Here is a 26,666-nt window from a genome sequence, read left to right as displayed (position 1 = left end):
GGTCTATTCCAAGAGAGTTATTGAGAAACTAATTTGTTCTCTATGTAGTGGTTTGATTATAGTATAAATATGTTTTGAAATCAAGTCAATCTATTGATAATATTGGCAGAATGAATATTTGCCAAACTGGTTCAGATATCGTTTTGTGGTATAATAATTAGAAAGGAGTTTTACATGCAAGAATTTTTTAAAAGTTATTTTGATAAGCTAGATTTAACCTCAGTATTTGAGAATCTCTTGACAAAAGTGATTTCTCTTTTAATTTTATTTGTACTATTTTATATTGCTAAAAAGCTACTTCATACGACTGTTAAGAGAATTGTAAAACCATCGCTTAAATTTTCAAATCGGGACGCGGGAAGACAGAAGACAATTTCGCGTTTGCTTGAAAATGTCTTTAATTACATTCTCTATTTCTTCTTAGTCTACTGCATTTTATCTATCCTAGGACTGCCTGTATCAAGTTTACTAGCTGGTGCTGGGATTGCTGGGGTTGCGATTGGTATGGGGGCACAAGGTTTCCTTTCAGATGTCATCAATGGTTTCTTTATTCTCTTTGAACGTCAGTTGGATGTGGGAGATGAGGTCGTTTTGACAAATGGTCCCATTACTGTATCGGGGAAAGTAGTTAGTGTTGGAATTCGAACTACTCAACTAAGAGGTGATGACCAAGCCCTCCACTTTGTTCCTAACCGTAATATCACTGTAGTTAGCAATTTTTCAAGAGAAGAGTAGAACTGAAATTTCCCTTTATTTATGGTATAATGGAGGAAGTTTGACAGAGGAGAAATGATGGTTTTAGATAAACAATTAGGAAATGGTTGTACCTGGATAAATCTTGATATTGAAAAAATTAAAAATCTTGAAGATTTATCTGAAATCTACGGATTGGATAAGGAAACCATCGAATATGCGCTGGATAAAAATGAACGTGCCCATATGGATTACAACCGTGAGAATGGGACTGTGACCTTTATCTACAATGTTCTGGACTTAGAAAAGGACAAGGATTACTATGAAGCCATTCCTATGACCTTTATCGTTGAAAAACAACGAATGATTACGATTAGTAACCATAAGAACGCTTATGTCATTGATCAAATGTTATCTTATCTGAATAGTCATGAGTCCCTTTCTATTTACAAATTTCTCTTTGCCGGTTTAGAGATTATTAGTAACGCTTATTATCCCGTCATTGAAGAAATGGATAAAAGTAAGGACGAAATTAGTGCCTTGCTACGTCAAACCACAACAAAGAAAAATCTTTTCGCCCTCTCTGACTTGGAGACTGGTATGGTTTACTTGACAGCAGCGGCAAAACAAAATCGACTTTTATTGGAACATATCCAAGGTCATGCTCTTTATCGGAGATTTAACGATGTCGAACGAGAGCAGTTTGATGATGCGATGATTGAAGCCCATCAGTTGGTGTCTATGACAGATTTGATTTCTCAAGTCTTGCAACAACTCTCCGCTTCTTACAACAACATCCTAAACAATAACCTGAATGATAGTTTGACAATTTTGACCATTATCTCCGTCTTACTAGCAGTACTTGCGGTTATTACAGGTTTCTTCGGAATGAATGTTCCTCTACCATTTACAGAAGAGCCAAATGCTTGGATTTATATCTTAATGGCTAGCTTGATTTTATGGGCAGCCTTATCTCAATGGCTGAAGAAAATTACTAGGAAATAAAAGAGAAGGAGCCAGAATGGCGATTGAACATTACATGCCAGATTTTGCTGTGGAAGCAGTTTATGATTTGACAGTAGAAAGCCTGCAAAAACAGGGAATAAAAGCTGTTTTGGTAGATTTAGATAACACTCTCATTGCTTGGAATAACCCTGACGGGACTCCAGACATGAAACGATGGTTGCATGATCTTCGTGATGCAGGGATTCGCATTATCGTAGTCTCAAACAATTCTAAAAAACGTGTTCAACGAGCAGTTGAAAAATTTGGAATTGATTATGTTTACTGGGCTTTGAAGCCTTTTACTTTCGGGATTGATCGAGCGATGAAAGAATTCCACTATGAGAAAAATGAAGTGGTCATGGTTGGGGATCAGCTCATGACAGATATTCGTGCAGCTCACCGTGCAGGAATTCGCTCGATTTTGGTTAAACCCTTGGTGCAGCACGATTCCATCAAAACGCAAATCAACCGAGCTCGTGAACGTCGTGTTATGAAGCAAATCACTGAGAAGTACGGACCTATTACTTATAAAAAAGGAATTTAACTATGGAAGAAATTCTCTGTATTGGTTGTGGAGCAACCATTCAGACGGAAGATAAGACTGGGTTGGGTTTTACACCTCAGTCAGCATTGGAAAAAGGTTTGGAAACTGGAGAAGTATATTGCCAACGTTGTTTCCGTCTTCGTCATTATAATGAAATTACAGATGTGCAGTTGACAGATGATGATTTCCTCAAACTCTTGCACGAGGTAGGAGATAGTGATGCCTTGGTGGTCAATGTCATTGATATTTTTGACTTCAATGGCTCTGTTATCCCAGGTTTGCCACGCTTTGTATCAGGTAATGATGTGCTCTTAGTCGGAAATAAAAAAGATATCCTACCTAAGTCAGTAAAGGCTGGGAAGATTAGCCAATGGCTCATGGAACGTGCCCACGAAGAAGGTCTACGTCCTGTGGACGTTGTTCTGACTTCAGCTCAAAATAAGCATGCTATCAAGGAAGTCATTGAAAAAATCGAGCATTACCGTAAAGGACGCGATGTCTATGTAGTTGGGGTGACTAATGTCGGTAAATCAACTCTTATCAATGCCATCATCCAGGAAATCACGGGTGACCAGAATGTCATCACGACGTCTCGATTCCCGGGTACAACCTTGGACAAGATTGAGATTCCGCTTGATGACGGATCTTATATCTATGATACACCGGGGATTATACACCGTCATCAGATGGCTCACTACTTGACGGCTAAAAATCTCAAGTATGTCAGTCCTAAAAAGGAAATCAAACCCAAAACCTATCAGCTAAACCCTGAACAAACCCTATTTTTAGGTGGTCTGGGACGTTTTGACTTTATTGCAGGAGAGAAGCAAGGTTTCACAGCTTTCTTTGACAATGAACTCAAACTTCATCGTACCAAACTGGAGGGAGCTAGTGATTTTTACGACAAGCACCTGGGAACTCTTCTCACACCGCCAAATAGCAAGGAAAAAGAAGATTTTCCAAAACTGGTCCAACATGTCTTTACTATCAAGGACAAGACAGACCTAGTTATTTCAGGACTAGGCTGGATTCGTGTAACAGGAACTGCCAAAGTAGCCGTCTGGGCCCCAGAAGGCGTCGCAGTCGTCACACGAAAAGCAATTATTTAAAATAAAATTACTGAGCGAACAAAGTGAGCTCATACAGAGATAGTTATTGCCGTGGTGTGATTGCCAATCCATAGATTGGCAAGGGGCACAATTGAGACCTAGGCTCAATTGTGAGGTCAGGAAATCCATTTTTCAAAGATGATATCTTTGGAAAATTAGTTCCGACCGTCCCTCACCACCTAAAATAACTATCAAAAAAGGAAGAAAGAATATGTCATTAACATCAAAACAACGTGCCTTCCTCAACAGCCAGGCACACACCCTCAAACCCATCATCCAAATCGGGAAAAATGGTCTCAACGACCAAATCAAAACCAGCGTACGTCAAGCACTAGACGCTCGTGAATTGATCAAGGTTACTCTCTTGCAAAACACAGATGAGAATATCCACGAAGTAGCTGAAATATTGGAAGAAGAAATCGGTGTGGACACAGTTCAAAAAATCGGACGCATCTTGATTTTGTATAAACAATCAATCAAGAAAGAAAATCGCAAGATTTCTAAAAAAGTTAAAGAAATCTAAGAATGACACTCCCAAAAACTGTTTTTACAGAAGAGTAAAGGAGATTAACCTATGGCAATCGAATTATTAACTCCCTTTACGAAAGTGGAGTTAGAGCCAGAAATCAAGGATAAAAAACGGAAACAAGTCGGTATTTTGGGTGGAAATTTTAACCCTGTTCACAATGCCCATCTGATTGTTGCAGATCAAGTGCGCCAACAGTTGGGATTGGATCAGGTTCTGCTCATGCCCGAATACCAACCACCTCACGTAGATAAAAAGGAAACCATTCCTGAACACCATCGCCTCAAGATGTTAGAATTGGCGATTGATGGAATCGAAGGTATAGCTATTGAGACCATAGAGCTAGAGCGTAAGGGGATTTCCTACACCTACGACACCATGAAGCTTCTAACAGAGAAGAATCCAGACACAGATTACTATTTCATTATCGGTGCCGATATGGTAGACTATTTGCCTAAGTGGTACCGAATTGATGAGTTGGTGGAACTAGTTCAGTTTGTAGGGGTTCAACGTCCGCGTTACAAGGCAGGGACTTCTTATCCAGTTATCTGGGTGGATGTACCTCTCATGGATATTTCATCTAGCATGGTGCGTGATTTCATTGCCCAAGGACGCACACCTAACTTTCTCCTACCTAAGCCTGTATTAGACTATATCGAGAAAGAAGGACTTTACTGATGGCATACCAGGACTATATCAACTGTTCCCGTGAGGAATTATTGAAAAAAATGGCAGAGCTTCTGCCTGAGAAGCGTTTGACCCATTGTTTGGGTGTAGAGCGCGCAGCCATTGAACTTGCAGAACGATTCGGAGTGGATGCCGAGAAAGCAGGTCTAGCAGGTCTCCTTCATGACTATGCTAAAAAATTGTCAGACCAGGAATTTCTAGACTTGATTGATCGATACCAACTTGACTCTGACCTTAAAAACTGGGGCAATAATGTTTGGCATGGTATGGTCGGTATCTACAAAATTCAGGAAGATTTGAACTTGCAAGACTCTGAAATTCTGCGTGCAATAGAAATTCATACAGTCGGAGCGAGTCAGATGACAGACCTTGACAAAGTTATCTATGTCGCAGACTACATCGAGCACAATCGTACCTTTCCAGGAGTAGATGAGGCGCGTGAAATTGCTGAACTATCGCTAAATAAGGCGGTGGCTTACGAGACAGCTCACACAGTGGAGCATTTAGCTCACCAAGGATTTCCCATCTATCCCCAAACCCTTGAAACCTATAACGCCTATGTGCACTATTTGAAAGAGGACTAAATGAACGAAAAAGAATTACTAGAACTAGTCGTGAAAGCGGCTGATGAGAAACGAGCGGAGGATATCCTCGCGCTTGACGTACAAGAATTGACCAGTTTGACAGACTACTTTGTCATTACTAGCTCTATGAACAGTCGTCAGTTGGATGCTATCGCTGACAATATTCGTGAAAAAGTAGCGGAAGCAGGCTTTAAAGGCAGTCATGTCGAAGGTGATGCAGCTGGAGGCTGGGTCTTGCTAGACCTTGGCAGTGTCGTTGTGCATATCTTTTCAGAAGAAATGCGTGCCCACTATAATCTAGAAAAACTTTGGCATGAGGCAGAGTCAGTAGACCTCTCAGAAACTCTGGCTTAGAAGATGAACTCAGTTGCAGTCAACTGGGTTTTATTTGCTTATTTTAGAAAAATTGATTGAAAGGTAAGAGCGTCGTGTTTTGTTCATCTTGAAACTGAACACGAGCTAAAAGCTGCGAGAAAAAGATAAACTTTCTTTGCATCTGACGATACAGCAGAAAGTTTCCTATTTTCTCCTTGCTTTTAACGCTCTTTGTATCTTAATTATGGCTACTTATGAAACTTTTGCGGCTGTTTACGATGCAGTTATGGATGATAGTTTATATGACAAATGGACAGACTTTTCCCTCCGTCATCTGCCTAAGACTAAGGAGAGAAAGAGACTCTTGGAATTGGCTTGTGGGACAGGGATTCAGTCTGTGCGCTTTTCTCAAGCTGGTTTTGATGTGATAGGATTAGACCTGAGTGCTGATATGCTGAAAATTGCTGAGAAGAGAGCGGCTTCAGCCAAGCAAAAGATTGATTTTATTGAAGGCAATATGCTGGATTTGTCCAAGGCTGGTAAATACGACTTTGTGACCTGCTATTCTGATTCTATCTGCTATATGCAGGACGAAGTGGAAGTCGGGGACGTCTTTAAAGAAGTCTATAATGCCCTCAATGAGGACGGAGTCTTTATCTTTGATGTGCACTCGACCTACCAGACTGATGAGGTCTTCCCAGGTTATTCTTATCATGAAAATGCAGAAGATTTTGCCATGCTCTGGGATACCTATGAGGATGATGCTCCTCACTCTATCGTGCATGAGTTGACCTTCTTTATCAAGGAAGCGGACGGTTCCTTTAGTCGTCATGATGAAGTGCATGAGGAGCGCACTTATGAGGTCTTGACTTATGATATTTTACTAGAACAGGCTGGATTCAAATCCTTCAAACTCTTTGCGGACTTTGAAGACAAGGAGCCAACAGAGACTAGTACCCGTTGGTTTTTCGTCGCACAGAAGTAGGAGAATATCATGACCATTACAGGTATTATCGCGGAGTTCAATCCTTTTCATAATGGCCACAAATACCTGCTGGAACAGACAGATGGCCTGAAAATCGTTGCCATGTCTGGAAATTTCATGCAGCGTGGCGAGCCGGCTATCGTTGACAAGTGGATAAGGGCTCAAATGGCGCTGGAAAATGGTGCGGATTTGGTCGTAGAATTACCCTTTTTAGTCAGTGTACAAGCAGCGGATTTCTTTGGTCAAGGTTCAGTAGATATCTTGGCTCGTTTGGGCATTGATACCCTAGCCTTTGGGACAGAAGAAGTTCTGGATTACCAGCAAATTGCTAACCTATATACAGAACGTGGTCAAGAGATGGAACTCTTCATGGAAAACTTACCGGATTCTCTTTCCTACCCTCAGAAAACCCAAGCCATGTGGAAGGAATTTGCAGGTCTTGATTTTTCTGGTGATACGCCCAATCATGTCCTTGCACTTGCCTATGCTAAAGCGGTAGCAGGGCGAAAGATCAAGCTTCATCCAATTCAACGTCAGGGAGCAGGTTACCATTCTGTGGACAAGAATGTGGACTTTGCCTCAGCGACAGCTCTTCGTCAGCACCAATCAGACCAGAATTTTCTAGAGCGCTTTATGCCTTCTGTTGCCCTTTTTGCAAATGCTAGCAAGGTAAGCTGGGAAGATTATTACCCTTTGCTTCGCTACCAAATCTTGTCAAACCCTGACTTAACCACTATCTATCAGGTCAATCAAGAAATGGCTGTTCGTATCAAGGATGCAATCAAGACAGCTCAGTCTATGGAAGAGTTGGTCGAGGCAGTTGCGACTAAACGTTACACCAAAGCGCGTGTACGTCGCCTCTTGACTTATATCTTGGTACAAGCCAGAGAAAGTGCCTTGCCAGAAGCCATTCATATCCTTGGATTTACCGAAAAAGGTAGGCAACATCTCAAGTCTCTGAAAGAGCAGGTCCATCTAGTTAGTCGAATCGGCAAAGAGCCCTGGGATGCCATGACTCAAAAAGCAGACCAGATTTACCAACTAGGACATCCAAGTATCGCAGAACAAAATTTTGGCAGAGTGCCAATCAGAATCGAAACAAACTAAGTCTACTGAAAGGTAGGCTTTTTACTTATTTTTTTGTAAAAAATTCTATAAAAAATTGGGTTCGTTAAAGAAGCCTATTTTACTAGGGAAAATAACAATTTCAACTCAAAAAATGACCAAAATATCTTCCATTTAAGGTTTGTTAAAAATAGTTTTTTGTGGTAGAATGTATAAGAATGCATGTCATTCGGATAAACAAATAAATTGAGGTAAAAACATGGAAATTATGACAATTGTTATAGTTGTTTTTGCCGTCATCATTGGTTTAGTCATTGGATATGTCAGCATCTCAGTCAAGATGAAATCATCACAAGAGGCTGCAGAGTTGATGCTTTTAAATGCTGAACAAGAAGCAACTAATTTACGAGGACAAGCTGAACGCGAAGCGGATTTATTACTCAATGAAGCTAAAAGCGAAAGCAAATCCCTTAAAAAAGAAGCACTATTGGAGGCTAAAGAGGAAGCCAGAAAATACCGCGAAGAAGTGGACGCTGAATTTAAGTCAGAGCGTCAAGAACTCAAGCAAATCGAAAGTCGTTTGACGGAGAGAGCTACGAGCCTTGACCGTAAAGACGATAATTTGACGAACAAAGAAAAAACACTTGAACAAAAAGAACAAAGTATTTCTGATAGAGCAAAAAACCTTGATGCACGTGAAGAGCAACTAGAGGAAATTGAAAAGCAAAAGCAAGCTGAACTTGAGCGTGTCGGAAGTCTGACTCAGTCAGAGGCAAAAGACATTATCTTAGCTCAAACAGAGGAAGACTTGACCAAGGAAATTGCTAGCCGTATTCGTGAGGCTGAGCAAGAAGTTAAGGAACGTTCTGATAAACTTGCTAAGGATATTTTGTCCCAAGCCATGCAGAGAATTGCTGGTGAGTATGTAGCTGAGTCTACCAACTCAACAGTTCATCTGCCTGATGATACCATGAAAGGTCGTATCATTGGTCGTGAAGGGCGTAACATCCGTACCTTTGAAAGTTTGACAGGGGTTGATGTCATCATTGATGATACGCCAGAAGTGGTAACCTTGTCAGGTTTTGATCCTATCCGCCGTGAGATTGCCCGTATGACGATGGAAACCTTGCTCAAGGATGGACGTATTCACCCAGCTCGCATCGAAGAGTTGGTTGAGAAAAACCGTCAAGAAATTGATAACCGTATTCGTGAATATGGTGAAGCAGCAGCCTATGAAATCGGTGCACCTAACCTTCACCCAGACTTGATGAAGATCATGGGTCGCTTACAGTTCCGTACTTCGTACGGACAAAATGTCTTGCGACACTCAATCGAAGTGGCTAAGTTGGCTGGTATCATGGCTAGCGAACTTGGTGAAAATGCAGCCCTTGCCCGTCGTGCAGGATTCCTTCACGATATCGGTAAAGCCATTGACCGTGAAGTAGAAGGTAGCCACGTTGAGATTGGTACTGAATTGGCTCGCAAGTACAAAGAGCATCCAGTCGTGATTAACACAATTGCTAGTCACCACGGTGATGTAGAGCCTGAAAGTGTGATTGCAGTTCTCGTTGCTGCAGCGGACGCCTTAAGTGCAGCCCGTCCAGGAGCTCGTAGCGAATCACTTGAAAGCTACATCAAACGTCTCCATGATTTAGAAGAAATCGCTAATAGCTTTGAAGGTGTTCAAAATAGCTTTGCCCTTCAAGCCGGTCGTGAAATCCGTATCATGGTGAACCCAGGTCAAATCAAGGACGACAAGGTCACAATCTTGGCTCATAAAGTTCGTGAGAAAATTGAAAGTAATCTCGATTACCCAGGAAATATCAAGGTGACCGTGATTCGTGAACTTCGTGCAGTTGATTATGCAAAATAAATAAGAAAGAGCAGTTGAAAAATTACTGCTTTTTTGTTACACTAGATAGAAAGATTGTAGTAAGCAGAAATGGCTTTACATAGTGAATTCAGATGAATTTTCAAGTCATTTCACAAACTATCCAAAGGAGACATCATGGCAGACCGTGGCTTACTAATCGTTTTTTCAGGTCCTTCTGGAGTCGGAAAAGGAACGGTTAGACGAGAAATTTTTGAGAGTTCTGAAAATCAATTCCAATATTCTGTATCTATGACAACACGGGCTCAACGTCCAGGTGAAGTAGACGGAGTTGACTATTTCTTCCGTACGCGTGCAGAATTTGAAGAATTGATCCGTCAAGGACAGATGTTAGAGTATGCAGAGTATGTGGGCAACTACTACGGTACTCCTCTGACTTATGTCAATGAAACCCTTGATAAGGGCATTGATGTTTTCCTTGAAATCGAAGTTCAGGGAGCTCTCCAGGTCAAGAAAAAAGTTCCAGATGCTGTCTTTATATTTTTGACACCACCAGATTTGGAAGAATTGCAAGATCGTCTCGTTGGTCGTGGTACAGATAGCGCAGAAGTGATTGCACAGCGTATTGAAAAAGCCAAAGAAGAAATTGCTTTGATGCGTGAGTATGACTATGCTATTGTCAATGACCATGTTCCTCTTGCTGCAGAACGTGTCAAACGTGTGATTGAAGCTGAACATTTCCGTGTGGATCGTGTTATCGGTCACTATCAGGATATGCTACCAAAGTCTCCGACTATTCGATAAACTATAGAAAACAGGTACAAACAAATGATGCTTAAACCCTCTATTGATACCTTACTTGACAAGGTACCATCAAAATATTCACTCGTAATCTTGTTAGCAAAACGTGCTCACGAATTAGAAGCTGGAGCAACTCCAACACAAGAATTCAAATCTGAAAAATCTACACTTCGTGCTTTGGAAGAAATTGAATCAGGGAATGTAACCATCCACCCAGATCCAGAAGGAAAACGCGAAGCTGTTCGTCGTCGTATCGAAGAAGAAAGACGATTGAGAGAAGAAGAAGAAAAGAAAATCAAAGAGCAAATCGCGAAAGAAAAAGAAGAAGGTGAAAAAATTTAAGGTTGGGGGGACTCAATCTTATTTTTTCTATTGCAAGAATACTCAATCAATTGAAACGATTTAAGAAGAGAAGGAGGTGAGGATATGGCTATTGCAAAAATTATTGTCGATGTTCCTTTGATGCAGACGGACCAACCCTATAGTTACAAGATTCCTGAAGAATTTAAAGATATGTTGGAAGTCGGCATGCGAGTCCACGTTCCATTTGGAAAGGCCAATCGCTTGATTCAAGGGATAGTACTTGGAATGGAACAAGAAAATGATACGGAAGTGGCAGACGAGGACTTGAAAGAGATTGCCGAAGTGCTGGACTTTTCTCCTGTCTTAACGGAGGAACAGCTCTGGTTAGCTGAAGAACTACGTAAGTCAGTATTCTCTTATAAAATTTCCATTCTTAAAGCTATGCTTCCTGGGTTTTTGAACTCTAGCTATGATAAGATCCTCTATCCTCTGGAAGGTTTGAGTCAAGAAGACAGACATCGTTTGTTTGGTTCGCAGGACTCCTTAGCATTTTCATCTCTCGACCTAGAAAAGCAAGCTGAGATGATGAGGTTGACTCGAAAAGGGCTCTTGAAACTAGAGTATCAGGCTGTAGACCAGAAGAAGGTTAAAACGCAGTCTTGGGTTGAAGTGAATCCTGACAAATTAGAAAAATTAGAAATCTCAAATCGTGCCAAGAAGAAATTGGAACTGCGAGAATATTTATTAGCACATCCTGAAACAGTTCCTTTGGCTGATTTGTTAGAATATTACTCACGGGAACAAGTTAACTTCTTTGTGGGACGTGGTGCTGTTACCATTGTTCAAAAGGAAGTCCAACGTTCAGCTGCCTACTTTGAAGGAATTGAATCGAATCAAGCCCTAGAGTTAAATCCAGAACAAAAAGAAGCCTGTGAGGCAGTTGTTGGAGCGATTGGGAAAGAACATCCTCCATTTCTTCTACAAGGAATCACAGGAAGTGGGAAAACGGAGGTTTACTTGCAGATTATCCAAGGAGCCTTGGATATGGGGAAAACAGCTATCGTTTTAGTCCCAGAAATCTCTTTGACACCTCAAATGACAGAGCGTTTCATTGCTCGTTTTGGTGATAAAGTAGCCATTCTCCATTCAGGTTTGTCCAATGGTGAAAAGTACGACGAATGGCGCAAGGTGGAGCGAGGAGAAGCCCAGGTAGTTGTTGGTGCTAGGTCTGCCATTTTTGCACCTTTGAAAAATCTAGGGGTAATCATTATCGATGAGGAGCACGAGGCCAGCTACAAGCAAGACAGCAATCCTCGTTATCATGCTAGAGATGTGGCCATTTTAAGAGCTCAGTACAATCAAGCTGCTCTAGTCCTTGGTTCTGCAACACCGAGTCTAGAAAGCCGTGCGCGTGCTGGCAAGGGTGTTTATCAACATCTCCGCCTGACGCAAAGGGCCAATCCTTTAGCCAGTATTCCTGAAGTTCAAGTGATTGACTTTCGGGACTATATCGGGCAAAATGAAACATCTAACTTTACACCACCACTAATTGAGGCTATTCAAGATCGATTGGATAAAAAAGAGCAGGTTGTTCTCATGCTCAATCGTCGTGGTTATTCTAGCTTTGTCATGTGTCGAGAATGTGGAACCGTGGATACCTGTCCGAATTGTGATATTTCCTTGACGCTTCACATGGATACCAAAACCATGAACTGCCATTACTGTGGCTTTTCGAAAGAAATTCCCCATGTCTGTCCAAATTGTCAGAGTCGCAGCATTCGTTATTACGGGACAGGGACTCAAAAGGCCTACGATGAGCTAGCAGAACTCTTTCCAGAGGCACGCATTCTACGCATGGATGTGGATACAACTCGCAAAAAGGGTAGTCACCAAGCCTTGCTTGAGCAGTTTGGAAAAGGTGAGGCAGATATTTTACTGGGAACTCAGATGATTGCCAAGGGCTTGGATTTTCCAAATGTAACCTTAGTTGGTGTTCTCAATGCGGATACAGCCTTGAATCTACCTGACTTCCGTTCTTCTGAGAGAACCTTCCAACTCTTGACCCAGGTAGCCGGTCGTGCCGGTCGCGCTGAAAAGGCAGGTCAGGTCTTGATTCAGTCCTATAATCCTAATCATTATGCCATTCGTTTTGCCAAAGATCAGGATTATGAAGGTTTCTATGCCTATGAAATGGGCATCAGACGTCAGTTGGGTTATCCACCTTATTATTTTACTATTGGGATTACCTTGTCTCATAAGAAAGAAGAAGAGGTTCTTAGAAGAGCTTATGAGGTCATGGAAATTTTGCGGTCAGGTTTGTCGGATGCTAGTATCATCCTTGGTCCAACGCCTAAACCTATCGCTCGCACTCATAACCTCTATCATTACCAAATTTTGATTAAATACCGTTTAGAAGATGAGTTGGCTTCGACTCTTAATCAGGTCTTGGCCCTAACTCAAGAACGTGAAAATAGTGAGCTTCGTCTCAGTATTGATCACGAACCGCAGCAATTTTTGTAAAAAGGAGAAAAGATGACAAAACTAATCTTTATGGGAACGCCCGATTTTTCAGCGACTGTTTTGAAGGGACTTTTGTCAGATGATTGCTATGAAATCGTGGCCGTCGTGACGCAGCCAGATCGCGCGGTCGGTCGTAAAAAAGTCATCCAAGAAACCCCAGTGAAACAAGCAGCTAAAGAAGCAGGGCTTCCTATCTACCAACCCGAAAAATTATCAGGTAGTCCAGAAATGGAAGCTATCATGAATTTGGGAGCTGATGGGATTGTGACTGCAGCTTTTGGACAATTCCTCCCAAGTAAACTTCTTGATAGCATGGATTTTGCAGTCAATGTGCATGCTTCGCTCCTTCCTAAACACCGTGGTGGAGCTCCCATTCATTATGCCTTGATTCAAGGAGATAAGGAAGCAGGTGTTACCATTATGGAAATGGTCAAGGAAATGGATGCAGGAGATATGATTTCTCGTCGTAGTATTCCGATTACCGATGAGGACAATGTCGGAACATTGTTTGAAAAATTGGCGATTGTTGGTCGTGATCTGCTTTTGGATACTCTTCCGGCTTATATAGCTGGTGAAATTCAGCCAGAACCACAAGATCCAAACCAGGTTACATTTTCTCCAAATATCAAACCTGAGGAAGAAAAGTTGGACTGGAATAAGACTAACCGTCAACTCTTCAACCAAATCAGAGGGATGAATCCGTGGCCTGTTGCTCATACTTTCCTCAAGGGAGATCGTTTTAAAATTTATGAAGCCCTGCCAGTAGAAGGTCAAGGGACTCCAGGTGAAATTCTCTCCATCGGAAAGAAAGAATTGATCGTCGCTACGGCAGAAGGAGCTCTATCTCTTAAGCAAGTGCAGCCAGCAGGTAAGCCTAAGATGGACATTGCTTCCTTCCTCAACGGTGTGGGACGAACTTTGACAGTAGGAGAACGATTTGGTGACTAAAGTAGAAACGGCTAGAAGTTTAGCCTTAGAGGTGCTAGAAGACGTCTTTGTCAATCAAGCATACTCCAATATCGCCTTAAATAAACACCTCAAGGGAAGTCAACTGTCAGCAGCAGATAAGGGCTTGGTGACAGAGATTGTTTATGGGACTGTAACGCGAAAACTTATACTAGAGTGGTACGTTTCTCACTTTATCGAGGATAGAGACAAGCTAGACAGCTGGCTCTATGTTTTGCTTCTCATGAGCGTCTATCAACTTCAATACTTGGATAAGCTTCCTGATCATGCAGTGGTCCATGAAGCGGTAGAAATTGCAAAATCTCGTAAGAAAGGCAGTGAAAAACTAGTCAATGCTGTTTTGCGCCGTATTTTGCGAGAAGGTTTGCCAGATATTGCCAATATCAAGCGTAAAAACAAGCGTGATTCTATCGCCTACTCTTTGCCAGTTTGGTTGATTTCTAAGCTCAAGGAAGAGTATGGCGAAGAGAGAGCGCAAGCGATTTTTGAAAGTCTTTTGCAACGCAATAAAGCTAGTATCCGTGTGACAGATTTGGGTCGAAAAGATGAAATCAAAGCTCTGCTTGGTGCAAGTGATTCGCTCTTGGCACCCACTGGTCTAGTCAAGGAGCAGGGGCATTTTGCTAGTCATGACTTATTTGCTGAAGGGGCTATTACCATTCAGGATGAGTCTAGTCAGTTGGTTGCGCCAACATTGGATTTGCGAGGAGATGAACAGGTTTTAGATGCTTGTGCGGCTCCAGGTGGCAAGACAGCCCATATGGCGTCTTATCTAACGACAGGTCAGGTAACAGCTCTGGATCTCTACGATCATAAACTCACTTTGATAAAAGAAAATGCGGAGCGTTTAGGTGTAGCGAACCGTGTTCAAACGCAAAAACTGGATGCACGAAAAGTGCATGAGTTTTTTGGCAAGGATCAATTTGACAAGATTTTGGTCGATGCGCCTTGTTCTGGTATTGGACTCTTACGTCGAAAACCAGATATCAAATACAATAAAGACACTGCTGATTTCGCGTCATTACAGGAAATTCAGTTGGAAATATTAGGTAGTGTTTGTCAAACACTACGTAAAGGTGGTATAATAACTTATAGTACCTGTACTATTGTCTCTGAAGAGAACTTTCAAGTTGTTCAAGCATTTTTAGAAAGTCATCCAGAGTTCGAGCAGGTTAAACTAGAACACGAATGTAAGGATATCCTGAAAGATGGCTGCATCCTCATTACTCCAGAATTGTATGGAAGTGATGGATTCTTTATCAGCCAATTTCGCAAGATATCCGATTAGGGAGGAACTGACACAATGGAGATTTCATTATTAACAGATGTTGGTCAGAAACGTACAAATAATCAAGACTATGTTAATCTTTTTGTCAACCGTGCCGGTCGTACATTGATTATCTTAGCAGACGGGATGGGAGGACACCGAGCAGGGAATATTGCCAGTGAGATGGCAGTAACAGATTTAGGTGTAGCCTGGGTTGATACTCATATCGATACCGTAAATGAAGTTCGTGAATGGTTTGCAGAACATCTAGAAATCGAAAATCAAAAAATTTATCAAATGGGGCGTGATGATGCTTACAAGGGAATGGGAACAACTTTAGAAGCCCTTGCAATTATTGATAATCAAGCTATTTATGCCCACATTGGAGATTCTCGTATCGGCTTGATTCGTGGTGAAGAATACCATCAATTAACGAGTGATCATTCTTTGGTGAATGAATTGCTTAAGGCAGGTCAATTAACACCTGAAGAAGCTGAAGCTCATCCACAAAAGAATATCATTACCCAGTCTATCGGGCAAAAAGATGAGATTCAACCAGATTTAGGAATCGTAAGCTTGGAGCCGGGTGATTATCTTGTTATGAATAGTGATGGTCTAACTAACATGATTTCAGGTTGCGAAATCTATGACATCGTGACAAGTGATATCTCACTTGACGACAAGGCGGCAACTTTAGTGCGTTTTGCAAACAATGCCGGAGGGCTTGATAACATTACTGTTGCTTTGATTGCGATTGAGGAGGAATCAGAATGATCCAGATCGGCAAGATATTTGCCGGACGATATCGGATTATCAAACAAATTGGCCGCGGAGGGATGGCAGATGTCTACCTGGCCAAAGATTTGATTCTGGATGGGGAAGAAGTTGCTGTAAAGGTTTTAAGAACCAACTACCAGACTGACCCAATCGCTGTTGCGCGTTTTCAGCGTGAAGCTCGTGCGATGGCAGATCTAGATCATCCTCATATCGTTCGAATTACAGATATCGGTGAAGAAGATGGTCAACAGTACTTAGCTATGGAATATGTAGCTGGTCTTGACCTCAAACGCTATATCAAAGAACACTATCCTCTATCAAACGAGGAAGCAGTTCGTATCATGGGACAGATTCTCTTGGCTATGCGTTTGGCGCATGCAAAGGGGATTGTTCACCGTGATTTGAAACCTCAAAATATTCTCTTGACTCCTGATGGTACTGCGAAAGTTACAGACTTTGGGATTGCAGTAGCCTTCGCAGAAACCAGTTTGACACAGACCAACTCTATGTTGGGTTCTGTCCACTATCTATCACCTGAGCAGGCGCGTGGTTCTAAGGCAACTATTCAGAGTGATATTTATGCGATGGGAATTATTTTCTTTGAAATGTTGACCGGTCATATTCCATATGATGGAGATAGTGCTGTTACGATTGCACTTCAGCATTTCCAAAAACCACTTCCTTCAGTCATCGCAGAAAATCCATCGGTGCCACAATCATTGGAAAATGTGGTCATTAAAGCGACAGCTAAAAAATTAACAGACCGTTATCAAACAGTTTCTGAGATGTATGTTGACTTGTTGAGTAGTCTTTCATACAATCGTCGCAATGAACCAAAGCTAGTATTTGACGATACAAGTAAGGTTGATACAAAAACCTTACCAAAGATGTCCCAATCTACTCTGACTGCGATTCCTAAAGTTCAACCGAAGGAAGAAAATCCTCAGACTAAAAAGCCAAATAAAAAGGTAGCAAGTAAAGAAACTGCTCCAAAACCAGTCAAGAAACGCCGTTTCAAAGCAAGATATTTGGTACTTTTAGCTAGCTTTATACTTGTTTTGGCTTCCCTTTTCTGGATTGTATCGAAAACACCAGCTACTGTTGAAATTCCAAAAGTTGCAGGTCAAACTGTAGCTGAAGCTAAGGAAAACCTGAAAAAAGCGAATTTTGAGATTGGTGAGGAGAAGGCCGAAGCTAGTGATACTGTAGAAGAAGGTCGAGTTATCCGAACAGATCCAGATGCTGGCTCAGCACGAAAAGAAGGAACAAAAGTTAATCTTATTATCTCTTCAGGTCAACAATCCTTCAAGCTTGGAAATTATGTTGGTCGTAAATCAACAGATGTTATAGCAGAATTGAAAGGGAAAAAGGTTCCTGAAAATCTCATCAAGGTTGTTGAAGAAGAATCAAGTGAAACAGAGGCAGGTCTCGTTATGAAACAAAGCTTGCCAGAAGGAACTACATATGATCTTAGTAAGGCAACAGAAATAGTCTTGACTGTAGCTAAAAAGGTAACTAGTGTTTCAATGCCAAGTTATATTGGTTCTAGTCTTGAATTCACCAAGAATAACTTGATTCAGATAGTCGGTGTTAAAGAAGCCAATATTGAAGTGGTAGAGGTTTCTACAGCTCTAGAAGGAACTGCCGAGGGTACAGTTGTTAACCAAAGTCCAAAACCAGGTGAAAGTGTAGATTTGAATACAACTCGTATCAAGATTTCCATCTATAAACCGAAAATAACTACAACAACAAATCCTACAATAAGCAATCCTAGTCGTGCAGAAACATCTCCACAGATTAGAGAACCACAGGCTAATCAAAACACTACAACGTCAGATTTGCATCGAGGGGATAACTAGTCAATCTTTGTCACAGTTTTTGTGACAAAGATTTTTTTTCCTTCAAATTTATGATAAAATAAAAAGGAGTTTTAAAAGGAGGAAAACATGGACGAAGTCAAACAACTGAATGCAGTGATCGATGTCATTATGCTAGCAGGAACGATACTGCTTCGCAATGGTTCTGAAATCTATCGTGTTGAAGATACCATGATTCGGATTGCTCATTCACAGGGCATTATAGATTGTAATGTTTTGGCCATGCCTGCTGCCATCTTTTTCTCCATTGAAAATACAAATATCTCTCGCATGAAGCGAGTGACCTCCTCTGCTTATAATATTGAGAAGGTGTGTGATGTCAACCAAATTTCACGGCAACTCGTATCAGGACAACTTGATTTGGAAACAGCCTTTATCCAACTAAAGGAATTAAATGCCAAGCCGTCTCCCTACACCAATGTTCAACTGACTGCTGCAGCTACCCTCAGTGCTCCCTTCTTCTCTATCATGTTCGGGGGGAATGTCTACGATGCCATTGGTGCAGGAGTAGCGACCATATTTGCTTTTACCTTTTCTCTTTACGTAGAAAAATTTATTCGTATTCCCTTTATGACAGCTTTTGCAGGTGCTCTTGTTTTTGGCTTGATTGCACAGTTTTGGGCGCGCTATTCTGGATTGCCCTCTACAGCTGATTTGGTCATTGCAGGTGCGGTTATGCCCTTTGTACCTGGAATTGCCCTGACTAATGCTGTTCGAGATATTATGACCAATCACATTAACTCTGGTATGAGCAAGATGTTTGAATCCTTGCTAGTTACCCTTGCCTTAGGGGCTGGAACATCAGTCGCCCTCGTACTCATGAACTAATATGACAGTAACAACATTTTTATTGCAAGCTCTGGCAAGTTTGCTTGCCATTATTACTTTTTTAATCGTTTTAAACGTCCAACGTTCCATGCTCATCCCTGGTGGGGTTTTGGGAATGTCTATCTGGCTACTCTATCTGCTACTCAAGGAACCAACCAATGTTATTTTGGCTACCTTTATTGCTGCGGTGATTGGTTCTTGTGTCAGCCAGATTATGAGTATTCTCTACAAAACACCAGCCGTGGTTTTTGCTTTAGCCATCTTGGCTCCACTAGTTCCAGGTTACCTGTCCTATCGAACAACTTCCTTCTTCGTTACAGGTGACTACGGTCATGCCATTTCTAGTGCCATGCTAGTCATGATGTTGGCCCTTGTTATCTCCATTGGAATGGCCAGTGGAACAGTTTTGTTGAAATTGTATCATTATCTCAAAAAGAATCGAGCTAGCTAAGACTCGATTTTTTATGGCTCTTCAGTTCAGTTTGTTAGAGTATCCTAAAATGAGATAAACTTTTAAAAATGAACTTGATTTGGGGAATCAAGTCTTTTTTTGCTCATTTGACCTCAATTATGATAAAATAGAGGTGTACGAATTTTTATAATGAATGATAAAAATAGAGGTAAATATGACAATCGGTATTGATAAGATTGGTTTTGCGACCAGTCAATACGTTTTGAAATTACAAAATTTAGCAGAAACCCGAGGAATTGATTCTGAAAAATTGAGTAAAGGACTCCTTTTAAAAGAATTGAGTATCGCTCCTTTAACAGAGGATATTGTTACCTTGGCTGCTAGTGCAGGAAATTCTATCCTGACTGAAGAAGATAAGCAAGAGATTGATATGGTTATCGTAGCGACAGAGTCTGGGATTGACCAGAGTAAAGCTGCAGCAGTCTTTGTACACGGTTTGTTAGGAATCCAACCTTTTGCTCGTAGTTTTGAAATCAAGGAAGCTTGCTATGGTGCAACAGCGGCCCTTCACTATGCTAAGTTACATGTAGAAAATTCTCCTAAATCAAAAGTTTTAGTGCTGGCTAGCGATATTGCAAGATATGGTGTCGAAACTCCTGGAGAACCAACTCAAGGTGCAGGATGTGTTGCTATGTTGATTAGCCAAAATCCACGTGTGATGATTTTCAACAATGATAACGTTGCACAAACTCGTGACATCATGGACTTTTGGCGTCCAAACTATTCGACAACACCATTTGTAAATGGGGTTTACTCAACGCAACAATATCTTGATAGTTTAAAAACGACTTGGGAAGAGTATAAAAAGCGTTATAACTGTAACTTGGACGATTTTGAGGCTGTATGTTTCCACTTACCTTATCCGAAGCTAGCTCTCAAGGGTTTGAAGAAAATTCTCGACAAATCCTTGCCTCAAGAGAAGAAGGACTTGCTTCAAAAGCACTTTGATGAATCTATTATTTATAGCCAAAAAGTTGGGAACATTTATACTGGTTCACTCTTCTTAGGTCTCTTGTCTCTTCTTGAAAATTCTGATAGCCTGAAAGCTGGAGATAAGATTGCCCTCTACAGCTATGGTAGTGGTGCTGTATCTGAGTTCTTTAGTGTGGAATTAGTTGAAGGCTATGAAAAACAATTGCAGAATAATCGCTTAGAGTTGCTAGACCAACGTCAAGCATTGAGCGTAGCTGATTATGAACGAATGTTCTTTGAAGAAGCGAAATTAGATGAGTCTGGATCTGCAACGATGTCAGGTTATGAAGGGCAAGACTATGCCCTTGTTGAGATTGTAGACCACCAACGTCGCTACAGCAAGGTTTAAAAATAATGAAAAAAAATTGGAATGGATTTGCTAAAAAATCAATTCAAGAGCGTCTAGAGTTCGTTAAGTCTCAGGCGCTTACTTCTATCGAAGCCCAAGAAAGTCTTGAACAGAATGAAAATCTCAGTCTAGCAGTAGCTAACCAATTGAGTGAAAATGTGGTAGGAACCTTCTCGCTTCCATACTCAATCGTTCCAGAAGTTCTGGTAAATGGTCAAGAATACACAGTTCCCTATGTGACCGAAGAACCATCTGTAGTTGCTGCAGCTAGTTTTGCTAGTAAGATTATCAAACGTGCGGGTGGTTTTACTGCTCAGGTTCATCAACGCCAAATGATTGGTCAGGTAGCTCTTTATCAGGTTCCAGATAGGGATAAAGCTTGTCGGGCTATTCTGAGTCAAAAAGCAGAGCTACTCGAACAAGCAAACCAAGCCTATCCCTCCATTGTCAAACGGGGTGGTGGTGCTCGTGATTTAAAGGTTGAGAAAATTTCTGGTGAGACGGACTTTTTAGTAGTTTATCTCCATGTAGATACTCAGGAAGCCATGGGCGCCAATATGCTCAATACCATGCTTGAAGCTTTAAAACCTAGTCTAGAGGCTATCAGTCAAGGACAAAGCTTAATGGGGATCCTATCCAACTATGCCACAGATTCGTTAGTAACAGCAACTTGTCGGATTGCCTTTCGTTATTTGAGTCGCCAGAAGGATGAAGCGCGTGAACTGTCAGAAAAAATGGTATTAGCCAGTCAGTTTGCCCAAGCAGATCCTTATCGAGCAGCCACTCATAACAAGGGTATCTTTAATGGCATCGATGCTCTCTTGATTGCTACTGGAAATGATTGGCGTGCTATTGAAGCGGGAGCGCATGCCTATGCGAGCCATGATGGCGCCTATCGAGGTCTCAGTCGTTGGAGGATAGATCTGGAAAGTGAAGAGCTAATTGGAGAGATGACCATGCCGATGCCGGTTGCTACCAAGGGTGGATCAATTGGTCTCAATCCTCGAGTCGTGCTCAGCCATGAGTTGCTAGGTCATCCATCTGCCAAAGAATTGGCTCAAATTATCGTTTCGATTGGTCTTGCACAAAACTTTGCAGCTCTTAAAGCTCTTGTCAGCACAGGGATTCAGCATGGACACATGAAACTTCAGGCAAAATCGTTAGCGCTTTTAGCAGGTGCGACTGAGGCAGAAGTGCCTAAGTTGGTAGAAAGCTTGATTGCTGAAAAAATTTTTAATCTAGAAAAAGCACAAACTCTTTTGAAAAACTTAAGATCATAAGAAAAACTCAGACTAATCAAGTCTGAGTTTTTTTGTTTATACTCAATGAAAATAAAAGCACAAACTAGGAAGCTAGCCGCAGGTTGCTCAAAACACTGTTTTGAGGTTGTAGATGGAAGCTGACGTGGTTTGAAGAGATTTTCTAAGAGTATTAAATACTTTTACCTGGTAAGAGACTAACTGGTAAGAAATAACCAGTCGTAGCAACTTCTTTCCCCTCGATTTTTTGGAGTAGTAAATCAACTGTCAGGCGAGCAATTTCTTCCAAGGGTTGTTTAATGGTAGTAAGGTGAGGATAGAAATTCTCGATAAAATAAGTTCCGTCGTATCCAATAACCTTAAGTTGTTCTGGAACAGAAATACCAAGTTCCTGAGCGATCTTCATCACCAAGATGGCTGTCAAATCATCCGAGGCGAAAATAGCATCTGGTTTTTGTTTGGTTAGGATAGTTTTGATTTCCATTTCCTTGCGGAGGGGTGAAAAGTCACTGGAAATATTAATAATGGGAGCTTTAGGGAAGATAGAAGCAAAGCCTGCATGACGAAGTCCAGTTGGTGAATTGGAGTTGTCATTACCTGTAATCATAATAACAGACTTAGCTCCAGTTTTAGCCAAGGTTTCAGCAGCTAGAACCCCACCAGCATAGTTATCAGAGGAAACGACAGGAATGTCCGGTGATAGGTTACGGTCAAAAGAGATGATTGGTGCTGTGACGCGATTGTAGTCTTCGATCCCTAAGTTATGGCTACCAGAGATGATTCCATCCACTTGGTTGGCTTCTAGCATTTCAAGATACTCACGTTCTTTTTCCGAATCGTGCTCACTGTTGCAGATGATCGTCTTGTAGCCTTTTTTGAAGAGTTCGTGTTCCAATTTGTCAATTAACTCTGCATAGAAAACATGGCTGATTTTTGGGAAAATCAAACCGATTAACTTGGCTGATTTCCCTTGGAGGCTACGAGCAAGGTTGTTGGGTTTATAGCCCAGCTCACGCATAGCTTCGTTGACCTTTTGGATGGTTTTTTCAGACAGATAACCCTTTTTATTGATGACACGTGAAACGGTAGTAGGGCTGACGCCAGCTAATTTCGCGACATCAGTTAGTTTTGCGACCATATTCTAATTCGTAGTAAGTTCCAGTTGGGTTTCCAGATTTAATCACGATTCCATTTTGGTTCTCATGTGGGAAGACACGACCAGAAAATACTTTTTCTCCTTTATTAATGAAAATTTCAAAGACTGAATTGTCGATGAAGATATTTACGGTAGTAGCTTGATTATCAATTGGACATGAGCGAGTAGTTCCAAATTCTTGAGCGTATTGCTCACCCGCCTGACTGCGGTCAACGGTAACTTGGCCATTGACAAGATCAAAGTTGATCGAGAGTCCTTTGCCGTCTTTATCTGCAAGAAGGACGATTTCACTTTGACTATTAGCCTCTAAGTTAAGCTCAAGTTCGTAAGTGTTTTTGGTTTCCGAGCGATTTGAAAATTCCTCTTCTGAAGCACGGAGTTCTTTGATAGCAGCTACAGGATACTGATAGAGTTTGCCATCTTTAATGGTAAGTTCTTTGACTAATGAGAAAGTTCCTTGGTGATCAAAGCGATCAGATGGATAAGAAACATCTGGTAAACCAAGCCAACTTACTGCTAAGGCACGTCCATCAGGAGCATTGAAGGCCTGAGTAGCATATGCTTCGAAACCATAGTCTAGATTGTGTAGTGCAGACACATCTACCAAACGAGCATTTTCAGGATCGAAGGAAGCACCAATTTTATACATATTTGGATAGATATTGTCATAGTCAAGAACCTTTTTATCCAAACCTTGTGGGCAGTAGAGAAGGACAGGTTGTTCTCCGACAAAGACAAGATTTGGGCACTCCATCATATAGGCAGTGCGGTCATTGTTGAAGTCCAAATCACCGACTTCTTTCCAGTTTGTATAATCATTATCGACCGCTTTGTAGAGACGGACAAATCCTTTTTTCTCCAAATCTTGACCACCAACGATAGCATAGTATTGTCCTTTAAAGTTAAAAATCTGTGGATCGCGAAAGTGGTCGGTAGCGTCAGAAGGTTTATCAATCAAGACCTTATCAATCTTTTCAATCTTACCGTCCTTATCCATTAAGGCACCGATTTGATAAGGGTGACGCACCCAGTTTTCATCACGGACATTTCCTGTATAGAATAGGAACAATTGATCACCAAACTGCATAGCAGATCCAGAGTAAGCGCCGTGGCTATCAAGTGGAGTGTCAGGTAAGATTTTTACACCTGTTTCAGTAAAGTGAACCAAGTCGTCGCTTTCAAGCTGAACCCAAGATTTCAATCCATGAGCTGCACCAAAGGGGAAGTTTTGGTAAAAGACAACCCACTTGCCATCAAAGTAAGAAAAACCGTTCGGGTCGTTAAGGAGTCCTTCTTTTGGCTCAATGTGATAGCTGACATGCCATGGGGATTGTGCCATTTTTTCTTGGATTTTTTTTCTTTCTTCTTGTGTCCAATCTTCATAACGTCTGTAACGACGTTCAGTAGTCCATTCCATTTCTATTCCCTCCATAAATTCTACTATCTTTATAGTAAACGTTTCCTTCTAAAAAAGCAAGTCTTTTATCATAAAATTAAGAAAAAAATGTCAAACGATTGACAGAAAAAATTTGAAGGAATTTATGAAAATAAATGAAAAAATGAAAGAATTTGCAAAAAAATCTTTAAAAAACTCACAATAATAGGTAAAATATTGCTTGTTTTATTTCAAAAACATCAAAAACAATCAAAAAATTCAAAATGCTAAAATTTTTTCTGCAAAACGCTTGACATATTTTAAAAACATGATAGAATTATATGCGTAGGGCGGATAAAATCGCTTTCAAACATTTTACAAATTTTTTATAAGGAGATTTTTGCAAATGACGAATACAGAAATTGCAAAAAAAGTCATCGAAGCCTTAGGTGGACGTGAGAACGTTAACAGTGTTGCGCACTGTGCGACTCGCCTTCGCGTTATGGTTAAAGATGAAGCGAAAATTAACAAAGATGCTATCGAGAGCTTGGAAAAAGTTCAAGGTGCTTTCTTTAACTCAGGTCAATACCAAATCATCTTTGGTACTGGTACAGTAAACAAGATGTACGATGAAGTCGTAGCCCTTGGTTTGCCAACTTCAACAAAAGCTGAAATGAAAGCAGAAGCTGCTAAACAAGGAAATTGGTTCCAACGTGCCATCCGTACTTTCGGTGACGTCTTCGTTCCAATCATTCCAGTTATCGTAGCAACTGGTCTCTTCATGGGTGTTCGTGGTCTCTTGACTGCTCTTGGAATGACACTTCCAGAAGATGTGACAACTTATACTCAGATCTTGACAGACACTGCCTTTATTATCTTGCCAGGTTTGGTTGTTTGGTCAACTTTCCGTGTATTCGGTGGTAACCCAGCTGTTGGTATCGTTCTTGGTATGATGCTCGTTTCTGGTTCACTTCCAAATGCCTGGGCTGTTGCGTCTGGTGGTGAAGTAACTGCAATGCAGTTCTTCGGATTTATCCCAGTTGTAGGTTTGCAAGGTTCAGTTCTTCCAGCCTTCATCATCGGGGTTGTCGGAGCTAAGTTTGAAAAAGCAGTTCGTAAGGTTGTTCCAGATGTACTTGACCTCTTGGTAACACCGTTTGTAACACTCCTTGTAATGTCAATCCTTGGATTGTTTGTTATCGGACCAGTCTTCCACGTTGTTGAAAACTACATTCTCATTGGAACAAAAGCTATTCTTAACTTGCCATTCGGACTTGGTGGTTTCTTGATTGGTGGAGTTCACCAATTAATCGTCGTATCAGGTGTTCACCACATCTTCAACTTGCTTGAAGTTCAATTGCTTGCTGCTGACCATGTTAACCCATTCAACGCTATCATTACTGCAGCTATGACTGCTCAAGGTGCTGCGACAGTAGCCGTTGGTGTGAAAACTAAAAATCCTAAACTTAAAACACTTGCTTTCCCAGCTGCTCTTTCTGCCTTCCTAGGTATTACTGAGCCTGCTATCTTCGGGGTTAACTTGCGTTTCCGTAAGCCATTCTTCCTTTCATTGATTGCTGGTGCAATCGGTGGTGGATTGGCATCTATCCTTGGACTTGCTGGTACTGGTAATGGTATCACAATCATCCCTGGTACAATGCTTTACATTGGTAACGGACAACTTCTACAATACCTTCTTATGGTAGCTGTATCATTTGCACTTGGTTTCGCTCTTACTTACATGTTTGGTTATGAAGATGAAGTAGAAGAAGCTGCAGGTGCTATTACTGAAGCTGAAACAGATCGTTTGACTGAAGAAGCAGTTACTGGTGCTGTTGTTGCACCGAGCGAAGGTGTTATTCAAACACCAATCGTTGGTGATGTCGTTGCTCTTTCAAATGTGAATGATCCAGTCTTCTCAAGTGGAGCTATGGGACAAGGTATCGCTGTAAAACCTAGTGAAGATGTCGTTTACGCACCAGCTGATGCTGAAGTGACAATTGTCTTCCCAACAGGACATGCTTATGGCCTAAGAACAGCTAACGGAGCTGAAATCTTGATCCACGTTGGTATCGACACTGTTTCAATGAACGGTGAAGGATTCAACCATAAAGTTGCTCAAGGTGACAAGGTTAAAGCTGGAGATGTTCTTGGAACATTTGACTCAGCTAAGATTGCTGCTGCAGGCCTTGATAACACAACAATGGTTATCGTGACAAACACTGCGGACTTTGCTTCAGTAAATCCAGTTGCTTCTGGATCAGTTGCTAAGGGTGATGCAATCATCGAAGTTAAAGCTTAATAAATCAAAAAAACGAACAAATGTTATGTTTGTTCGTTTTTGCTTGAATGGTAAAATTTACAGAGGAAAAACTAAAATATTGAGCAACTTTCCTTCTG

Annotated in this window: 25 protein-coding genes; 23 read left to right on the top strand and 2 right to left on the bottom strand. The window is 41.2% G+C overall.

Translation table 11 applies throughout. From position 1 onward, the window contains the following. Positions 1 to 174: 174 nt before the first annotated feature. From GOM46_RS06375 to GOM46_RS06270, 22 genes are all read left to right on the top strand, one after another. Positions 175 to 735, top strand: a complete 561-nt coding sequence (locus GOM46_RS06375) for a mechanosensitive ion channel family protein (protein ID WP_006149940.1) — start codon at positions 175 to 177, stop codon at positions 733 to 735. Positions 736 to 792: 57 nt separating this feature from the next. Continuing rightward, complete coding sequence (locus GOM46_RS06370; RefSeq protein ID WP_006149838.1) at positions 793 to 1,698, top strand: magnesium transporter CorA family protein; 906 nt, start codon at positions 793 to 795, stop codon at positions 1,696 to 1,698. A 16-nt stretch (positions 1,699 to 1,714) separates the two neighbouring features. Continuing rightward, positions 1,715 to 2,242 (top strand): YqeG family HAD IIIA-type phosphatase, encoded by a 528-nt coding sequence (locus GOM46_RS06365; RefSeq protein WP_006149928.1) that lies wholly within the window; start codon positions 1,715 to 1,717, stop codon positions 2,240 to 2,242. 2 nt (positions 2,243 to 2,244) lie between these two features. Next, a complete protein-coding gene (gene yqeH, locus GOM46_RS06360; RefSeq protein WP_006149823.1) occupies positions 2,245 to 3,351 on the top strand; it encodes a ribosome biogenesis GTPase YqeH in 1,107 nt (368 codons plus the stop codon). Between the two features lie 211 nt (positions 3,352 to 3,562). Beyond that, complete coding sequence (gene yhbY / locus GOM46_RS06355; protein WP_006149917.1) at positions 3,563 to 3,874, top strand: ribosome assembly RNA-binding protein YhbY; 312 nt, start codon at positions 3,563 to 3,565, stop codon at positions 3,872 to 3,874. 51 nt (positions 3,875 to 3,925) lie between these two features. Further along, positions 3,926 to 4,555, top strand: coding sequence for a nicotinate-nucleotide adenylyltransferase (locus GOM46_RS06350; protein ID WP_006145980.1), 630 nt, complete (start codon positions 3,926 to 3,928; stop codon positions 4,553 to 4,555). Beyond that, the gene (gene yqeK, locus GOM46_RS06345; protein ID WP_006149886.1) at positions 4,555 to 5,148 is read left to right on the top strand and encodes a bis(5'-nucleosyl)-tetraphosphatase (symmetrical) YqeK; all 594 of its coding nucleotides are present in this window, start codon (positions 4,555 to 4,557) and stop codon (positions 5,146 to 5,148) included. The genes GOM46_RS06350 and yqeK overlap by 1 nt, the downstream gene beginning before the upstream one ends. Next, positions 5,149 to 5,502 carry a ribosome silencing factor gene (gene rsfS / locus GOM46_RS06340; RefSeq protein WP_006149799.1) on the top strand — a complete coding sequence of 118 codons (354 nt, stop codon included), beginning with the start codon at positions 5,149 to 5,151 and terminating at the stop codon, positions 5,500 to 5,502. It begins immediately after the preceding gene. Positions 5,503 to 5,707: 205 nt separating this feature from the next. Further along, a complete protein-coding gene (locus GOM46_RS06335; RefSeq protein WP_006149941.1) occupies positions 5,708 to 6,448 on the top strand; it encodes a class I SAM-dependent DNA methyltransferase in 741 nt (246 codons plus the stop codon). Positions 6,449 to 6,457: 9 nt separating this feature from the next. Then, positions 6,458 to 7,555, top strand: coding sequence for a nucleotidyltransferase (locus tag GOM46_RS06330; protein ID WP_006149921.1), 1,098 nt, complete (start codon positions 6,458 to 6,460; stop codon positions 7,553 to 7,555). Positions 7,556 to 7,772: 217 nt separating this feature from the next. After that, a complete protein-coding gene (locus GOM46_RS06325) occupies positions 7,773 to 9,386 on the top strand; it encodes a ribonuclease Y (RefSeq protein ID WP_004251393.1) in 1,614 nt (537 codons plus the stop codon). Between the two features lie 135 nt (positions 9,387 to 9,521). Further along, positions 9,522 to 10,148 carry a guanylate kinase gene (gene gmk / locus GOM46_RS06320; protein ID WP_006149834.1) on the top strand — a complete coding sequence of 209 codons (627 nt, stop codon included), beginning with the start codon at positions 9,522 to 9,524 and terminating at the stop codon, positions 10,146 to 10,148. A gap of 24 nt (positions 10,149 to 10,172) precedes the next feature. Beyond that, the gene (gene rpoZ, locus GOM46_RS06315; RefSeq protein WP_006149960.1) at positions 10,173 to 10,487 is read left to right on the top strand and encodes a DNA-directed RNA polymerase subunit omega; all 315 of its coding nucleotides are present in this window, start codon (positions 10,173 to 10,175) and stop codon (positions 10,485 to 10,487) included. 84 nt (positions 10,488 to 10,571) lie between these two features. After that, positions 10,572 to 12,968: a primosomal protein N' gene (locus GOM46_RS06310; protein WP_006149887.1), complete on the top strand. Its 2,397-nt coding sequence runs from the start codon at positions 10,572 to 10,574 to the stop codon at positions 12,966 to 12,968. Between the two features lie 12 nt (positions 12,969 to 12,980). Beyond that, the gene (fmt, locus tag GOM46_RS06305; protein WP_006149786.1) at positions 12,981 to 13,916 is read left to right on the top strand and encodes a methionyl-tRNA formyltransferase; all 936 of its coding nucleotides are present in this window, start codon (positions 12,981 to 12,983) and stop codon (positions 13,914 to 13,916) included. Next, complete coding sequence (gene rsmB / locus GOM46_RS06300; RefSeq protein ID WP_006149962.1) at positions 13,909 to 15,222, top strand: 16S rRNA (cytosine(967)-C(5))-methyltransferase RsmB; 1,314 nt, start codon at positions 13,909 to 13,911, stop codon at positions 15,220 to 15,222. Before fmt ends, rsmB begins: the two co-directional genes overlap by 8 nt. A gap of 15 nt (positions 15,223 to 15,237) precedes the next feature. Beyond that, entirely contained in the window at positions 15,238 to 15,975 is a 738-nt protein-coding gene (locus GOM46_RS06295) for a Stp1/IreP family PP2C-type Ser/Thr phosphatase (RefSeq protein WP_006149897.1), read from the top strand. Further along, positions 15,972 to 17,837, top strand: a complete 1,866-nt coding sequence (gene pknB, locus GOM46_RS06290) for a Stk1 family PASTA domain-containing Ser/Thr kinase (protein WP_006149818.1) — start codon at positions 15,972 to 15,974, stop codon at positions 17,835 to 17,837. The genes GOM46_RS06295 and pknB overlap by 4 nt, the downstream gene beginning before the upstream one ends. Before the next feature lie 87 nt (positions 17,838 to 17,924). Continuing rightward, positions 17,925 to 18,683, top strand: a complete 759-nt coding sequence (locus tag GOM46_RS06285; RefSeq protein ID WP_235083351.1) for a threonine/serine exporter family protein — start codon at positions 17,925 to 17,927, stop codon at positions 18,681 to 18,683. A gap of 1 nt (position 18,684) precedes the next feature. Beyond that, the gene (locus tag GOM46_RS06280; RefSeq protein WP_006149836.1) at positions 18,685 to 19,134 is read left to right on the top strand and encodes a threonine/serine exporter family protein; all 450 of its coding nucleotides are present in this window, start codon (positions 18,685 to 18,687) and stop codon (positions 19,132 to 19,134) included. Positions 19,135 to 19,309: 175 nt separating this feature from the next. Further along, positions 19,310 to 20,476, top strand: a complete 1,167-nt coding sequence (locus tag GOM46_RS06275) for a hydroxymethylglutaryl-CoA synthase (protein ID WP_006149947.1) — start codon at positions 19,310 to 19,312, stop codon at positions 20,474 to 20,476. Positions 20,477 to 20,481: 5 nt separating this feature from the next. After that, positions 20,482 to 21,756 carry a hydroxymethylglutaryl-CoA reductase, degradative gene (locus GOM46_RS06270; protein ID WP_006149798.1) on the top strand — a complete coding sequence of 425 codons (1,275 nt, stop codon included), beginning with the start codon at positions 20,482 to 20,484 and terminating at the stop codon, positions 21,754 to 21,756. Between the two features lie 151 nt (positions 21,757 to 21,907). On the opposite strand, the gene GOM46_RS06265 is transcribed toward GOM46_RS06270, so the two are convergent. Both GOM46_RS06265 and GOM46_RS06260 read right to left on the bottom strand, forming a co-directional pair. Next, positions 21,908 to 22,873 carry a LacI family DNA-binding transcriptional regulator gene (locus GOM46_RS06265; RefSeq protein WP_006149964.1) on the bottom strand — a complete coding sequence of 322 codons (966 nt, stop codon included), beginning with the start codon at positions 22,871 to 22,873 and terminating at the stop codon, positions 21,908 to 21,910. After that, entirely contained in the window at positions 22,854 to 24,308 is a 1,455-nt protein-coding gene (locus tag GOM46_RS06260; protein ID WP_235083350.1) for a sucrose-6-phosphate hydrolase, read from the bottom strand. Before GOM46_RS06260 ends, GOM46_RS06265 begins: the two co-directional genes overlap by 20 nt. Before the next feature lie 364 nt (positions 24,309 to 24,672). Here GOM46_RS06260 and GOM46_RS06255 point away from each other — a divergent pair, with 364 nt between their 5' ends. Then, on the top strand, positions 24,673 to 26,568 hold the full coding sequence (locus tag GOM46_RS06255; protein WP_006149910.1) for a sucrose-specific PTS transporter subunit IIBC: 1,896 nt from the start codon (positions 24,673 to 24,675) through the stop codon (positions 26,566 to 26,568). Positions 26,569 to 26,666 lie beyond the last annotated feature (98 nt).

The organism is Streptococcus infantis (assembly GCF_021497965.1).
GTDB classification, from domain to species: Bacteria; Bacillota; Bacilli; order Lactobacillales; family Streptococcaceae; genus Streptococcus; species Streptococcus infantis_B.
The sequence above is the reverse complement of the archived record's forward strand: the minus strand, read 5'-3'. Positions and strand labels throughout refer to the sequence as shown.

What these genes read in the sequence shown, in the direction of transcription:
- GOM46_RS06330 (WP_006149921.1), top strand. Translation starts at nt 6,458, where the DNA reads ATGACCATTACAGGTATTATCGCGGAGTTCAATCCTTTTCATAATGGC.
- GOM46_RS06270 (WP_006149798.1), top strand. Translation starts at nt 20,482, where the DNA reads ATGAAAAAAAATTGGAATGGATTTGCTAAAAAATCAATTCAAGAGCGT.
- GOM46_RS06335 (WP_006149941.1), top strand. Translation starts at nt 5,708, where the DNA reads ATGGCTACTTATGAAACTTTTGCGGCTGTTTACGATGCAGTTATGGAT.
- GOM46_RS06260 (WP_235083350.1), bottom strand. Translation starts at nt 24,308, where the DNA reads ATGGAATGGACTACTGAACGTCGTTACAGACGTTATGAAGATTGGACA.
- GOM46_RS06325 (WP_004251393.1), top strand. Translation starts at nt 7,773, where the DNA reads ATGGAAATTATGACAATTGTTATAGTTGTTTTTGCCGTCATCATTGGT.
- GOM46_RS06295 (WP_006149897.1), top strand. Translation starts at nt 15,238, where the DNA reads ATGGAGATTTCATTATTAACAGATGTTGGTCAGAAACGTACAAATAAT.
- yhbY (WP_006149917.1), top strand. Translation starts at nt 3,563, where the DNA reads ATGTCATTAACATCAAAACAACGTGCCTTCCTCAACAGCCAGGCACAC.
- yqeK (WP_006149886.1), top strand. Translation starts at nt 4,555, where the DNA reads ATGGCATACCAGGACTATATCAACTGTTCCCGTGAGGAATTATTGAAA.
- rpoZ (WP_006149960.1), top strand. Translation starts at nt 10,173, where the DNA reads ATGATGCTTAAACCCTCTATTGATACCTTACTTGACAAGGTACCATCA.
- GOM46_RS06370 (WP_006149838.1), top strand. Translation starts at nt 793, where the DNA reads ATGGTTTTAGATAAACAATTAGGAAATGGTTGTACCTGGATAAATCTT.
- GOM46_RS06275 (WP_006149947.1), top strand. Translation starts at nt 19,310, where the DNA reads ATGACAATCGGTATTGATAAGATTGGTTTTGCGACCAGTCAATACGTT.
- GOM46_RS06365 (WP_006149928.1), top strand. Translation starts at nt 1,715, where the DNA reads ATGGCGATTGAACATTACATGCCAGATTTTGCTGTGGAAGCAGTTTAT.
- GOM46_RS06350 (WP_006145980.1), top strand. Translation starts at nt 3,926, where the DNA reads ATGGCAATCGAATTATTAACTCCCTTTACGAAAGTGGAGTTAGAGCCA.
- GOM46_RS06285 (WP_235083351.1), top strand. Translation starts at nt 17,925, where the DNA reads ATGGACGAAGTCAAACAACTGAATGCAGTGATCGATGTCATTATGCTA.
- yqeH (WP_006149823.1), top strand. Translation starts at nt 2,245, where the DNA reads ATGGAAGAAATTCTCTGTATTGGTTGTGGAGCAACCATTCAGACGGAA.
- gmk (WP_006149834.1), top strand. Translation starts at nt 9,522, where the DNA reads ATGGCAGACCGTGGCTTACTAATCGTTTTTTCAGGTCCTTCTGGAGTC.
- GOM46_RS06310 (WP_006149887.1), top strand. Translation starts at nt 10,572, where the DNA reads ATGGCTATTGCAAAAATTATTGTCGATGTTCCTTTGATGCAGACGGAC.
- GOM46_RS06280 (WP_006149836.1), top strand. Translation starts at nt 18,685, where the DNA reads ATGACAGTAACAACATTTTTATTGCAAGCTCTGGCAAGTTTGCTTGCC.
- fmt (WP_006149786.1), top strand. Translation starts at nt 12,981, where the DNA reads ATGACAAAACTAATCTTTATGGGAACGCCCGATTTTTCAGCGACTGTT.
- pknB (WP_006149818.1), top strand. Translation starts at nt 15,972, where the DNA reads ATGATCCAGATCGGCAAGATATTTGCCGGACGATATCGGATTATCAAA.
- GOM46_RS06255 (WP_006149910.1), top strand. Translation starts at nt 24,673, where the DNA reads ATGACGAATACAGAAATTGCAAAAAAAGTCATCGAAGCCTTAGGTGGA.
- GOM46_RS06265 (WP_006149964.1), bottom strand. Translation starts at nt 22,873, where the DNA reads ATGGTCGCAAAACTAACTGATGTCGCGAAATTAGCTGGCGTCAGCCCT.
- GOM46_RS06375 (WP_006149940.1), top strand. Translation starts at nt 175, where the DNA reads ATGCAAGAATTTTTTAAAAGTTATTTTGATAAGCTAGATTTAACCTCA.
- rsfS (WP_006149799.1), top strand. Translation starts at nt 5,149, where the DNA reads ATGAACGAAAAAGAATTACTAGAACTAGTCGTGAAAGCGGCTGATGAG.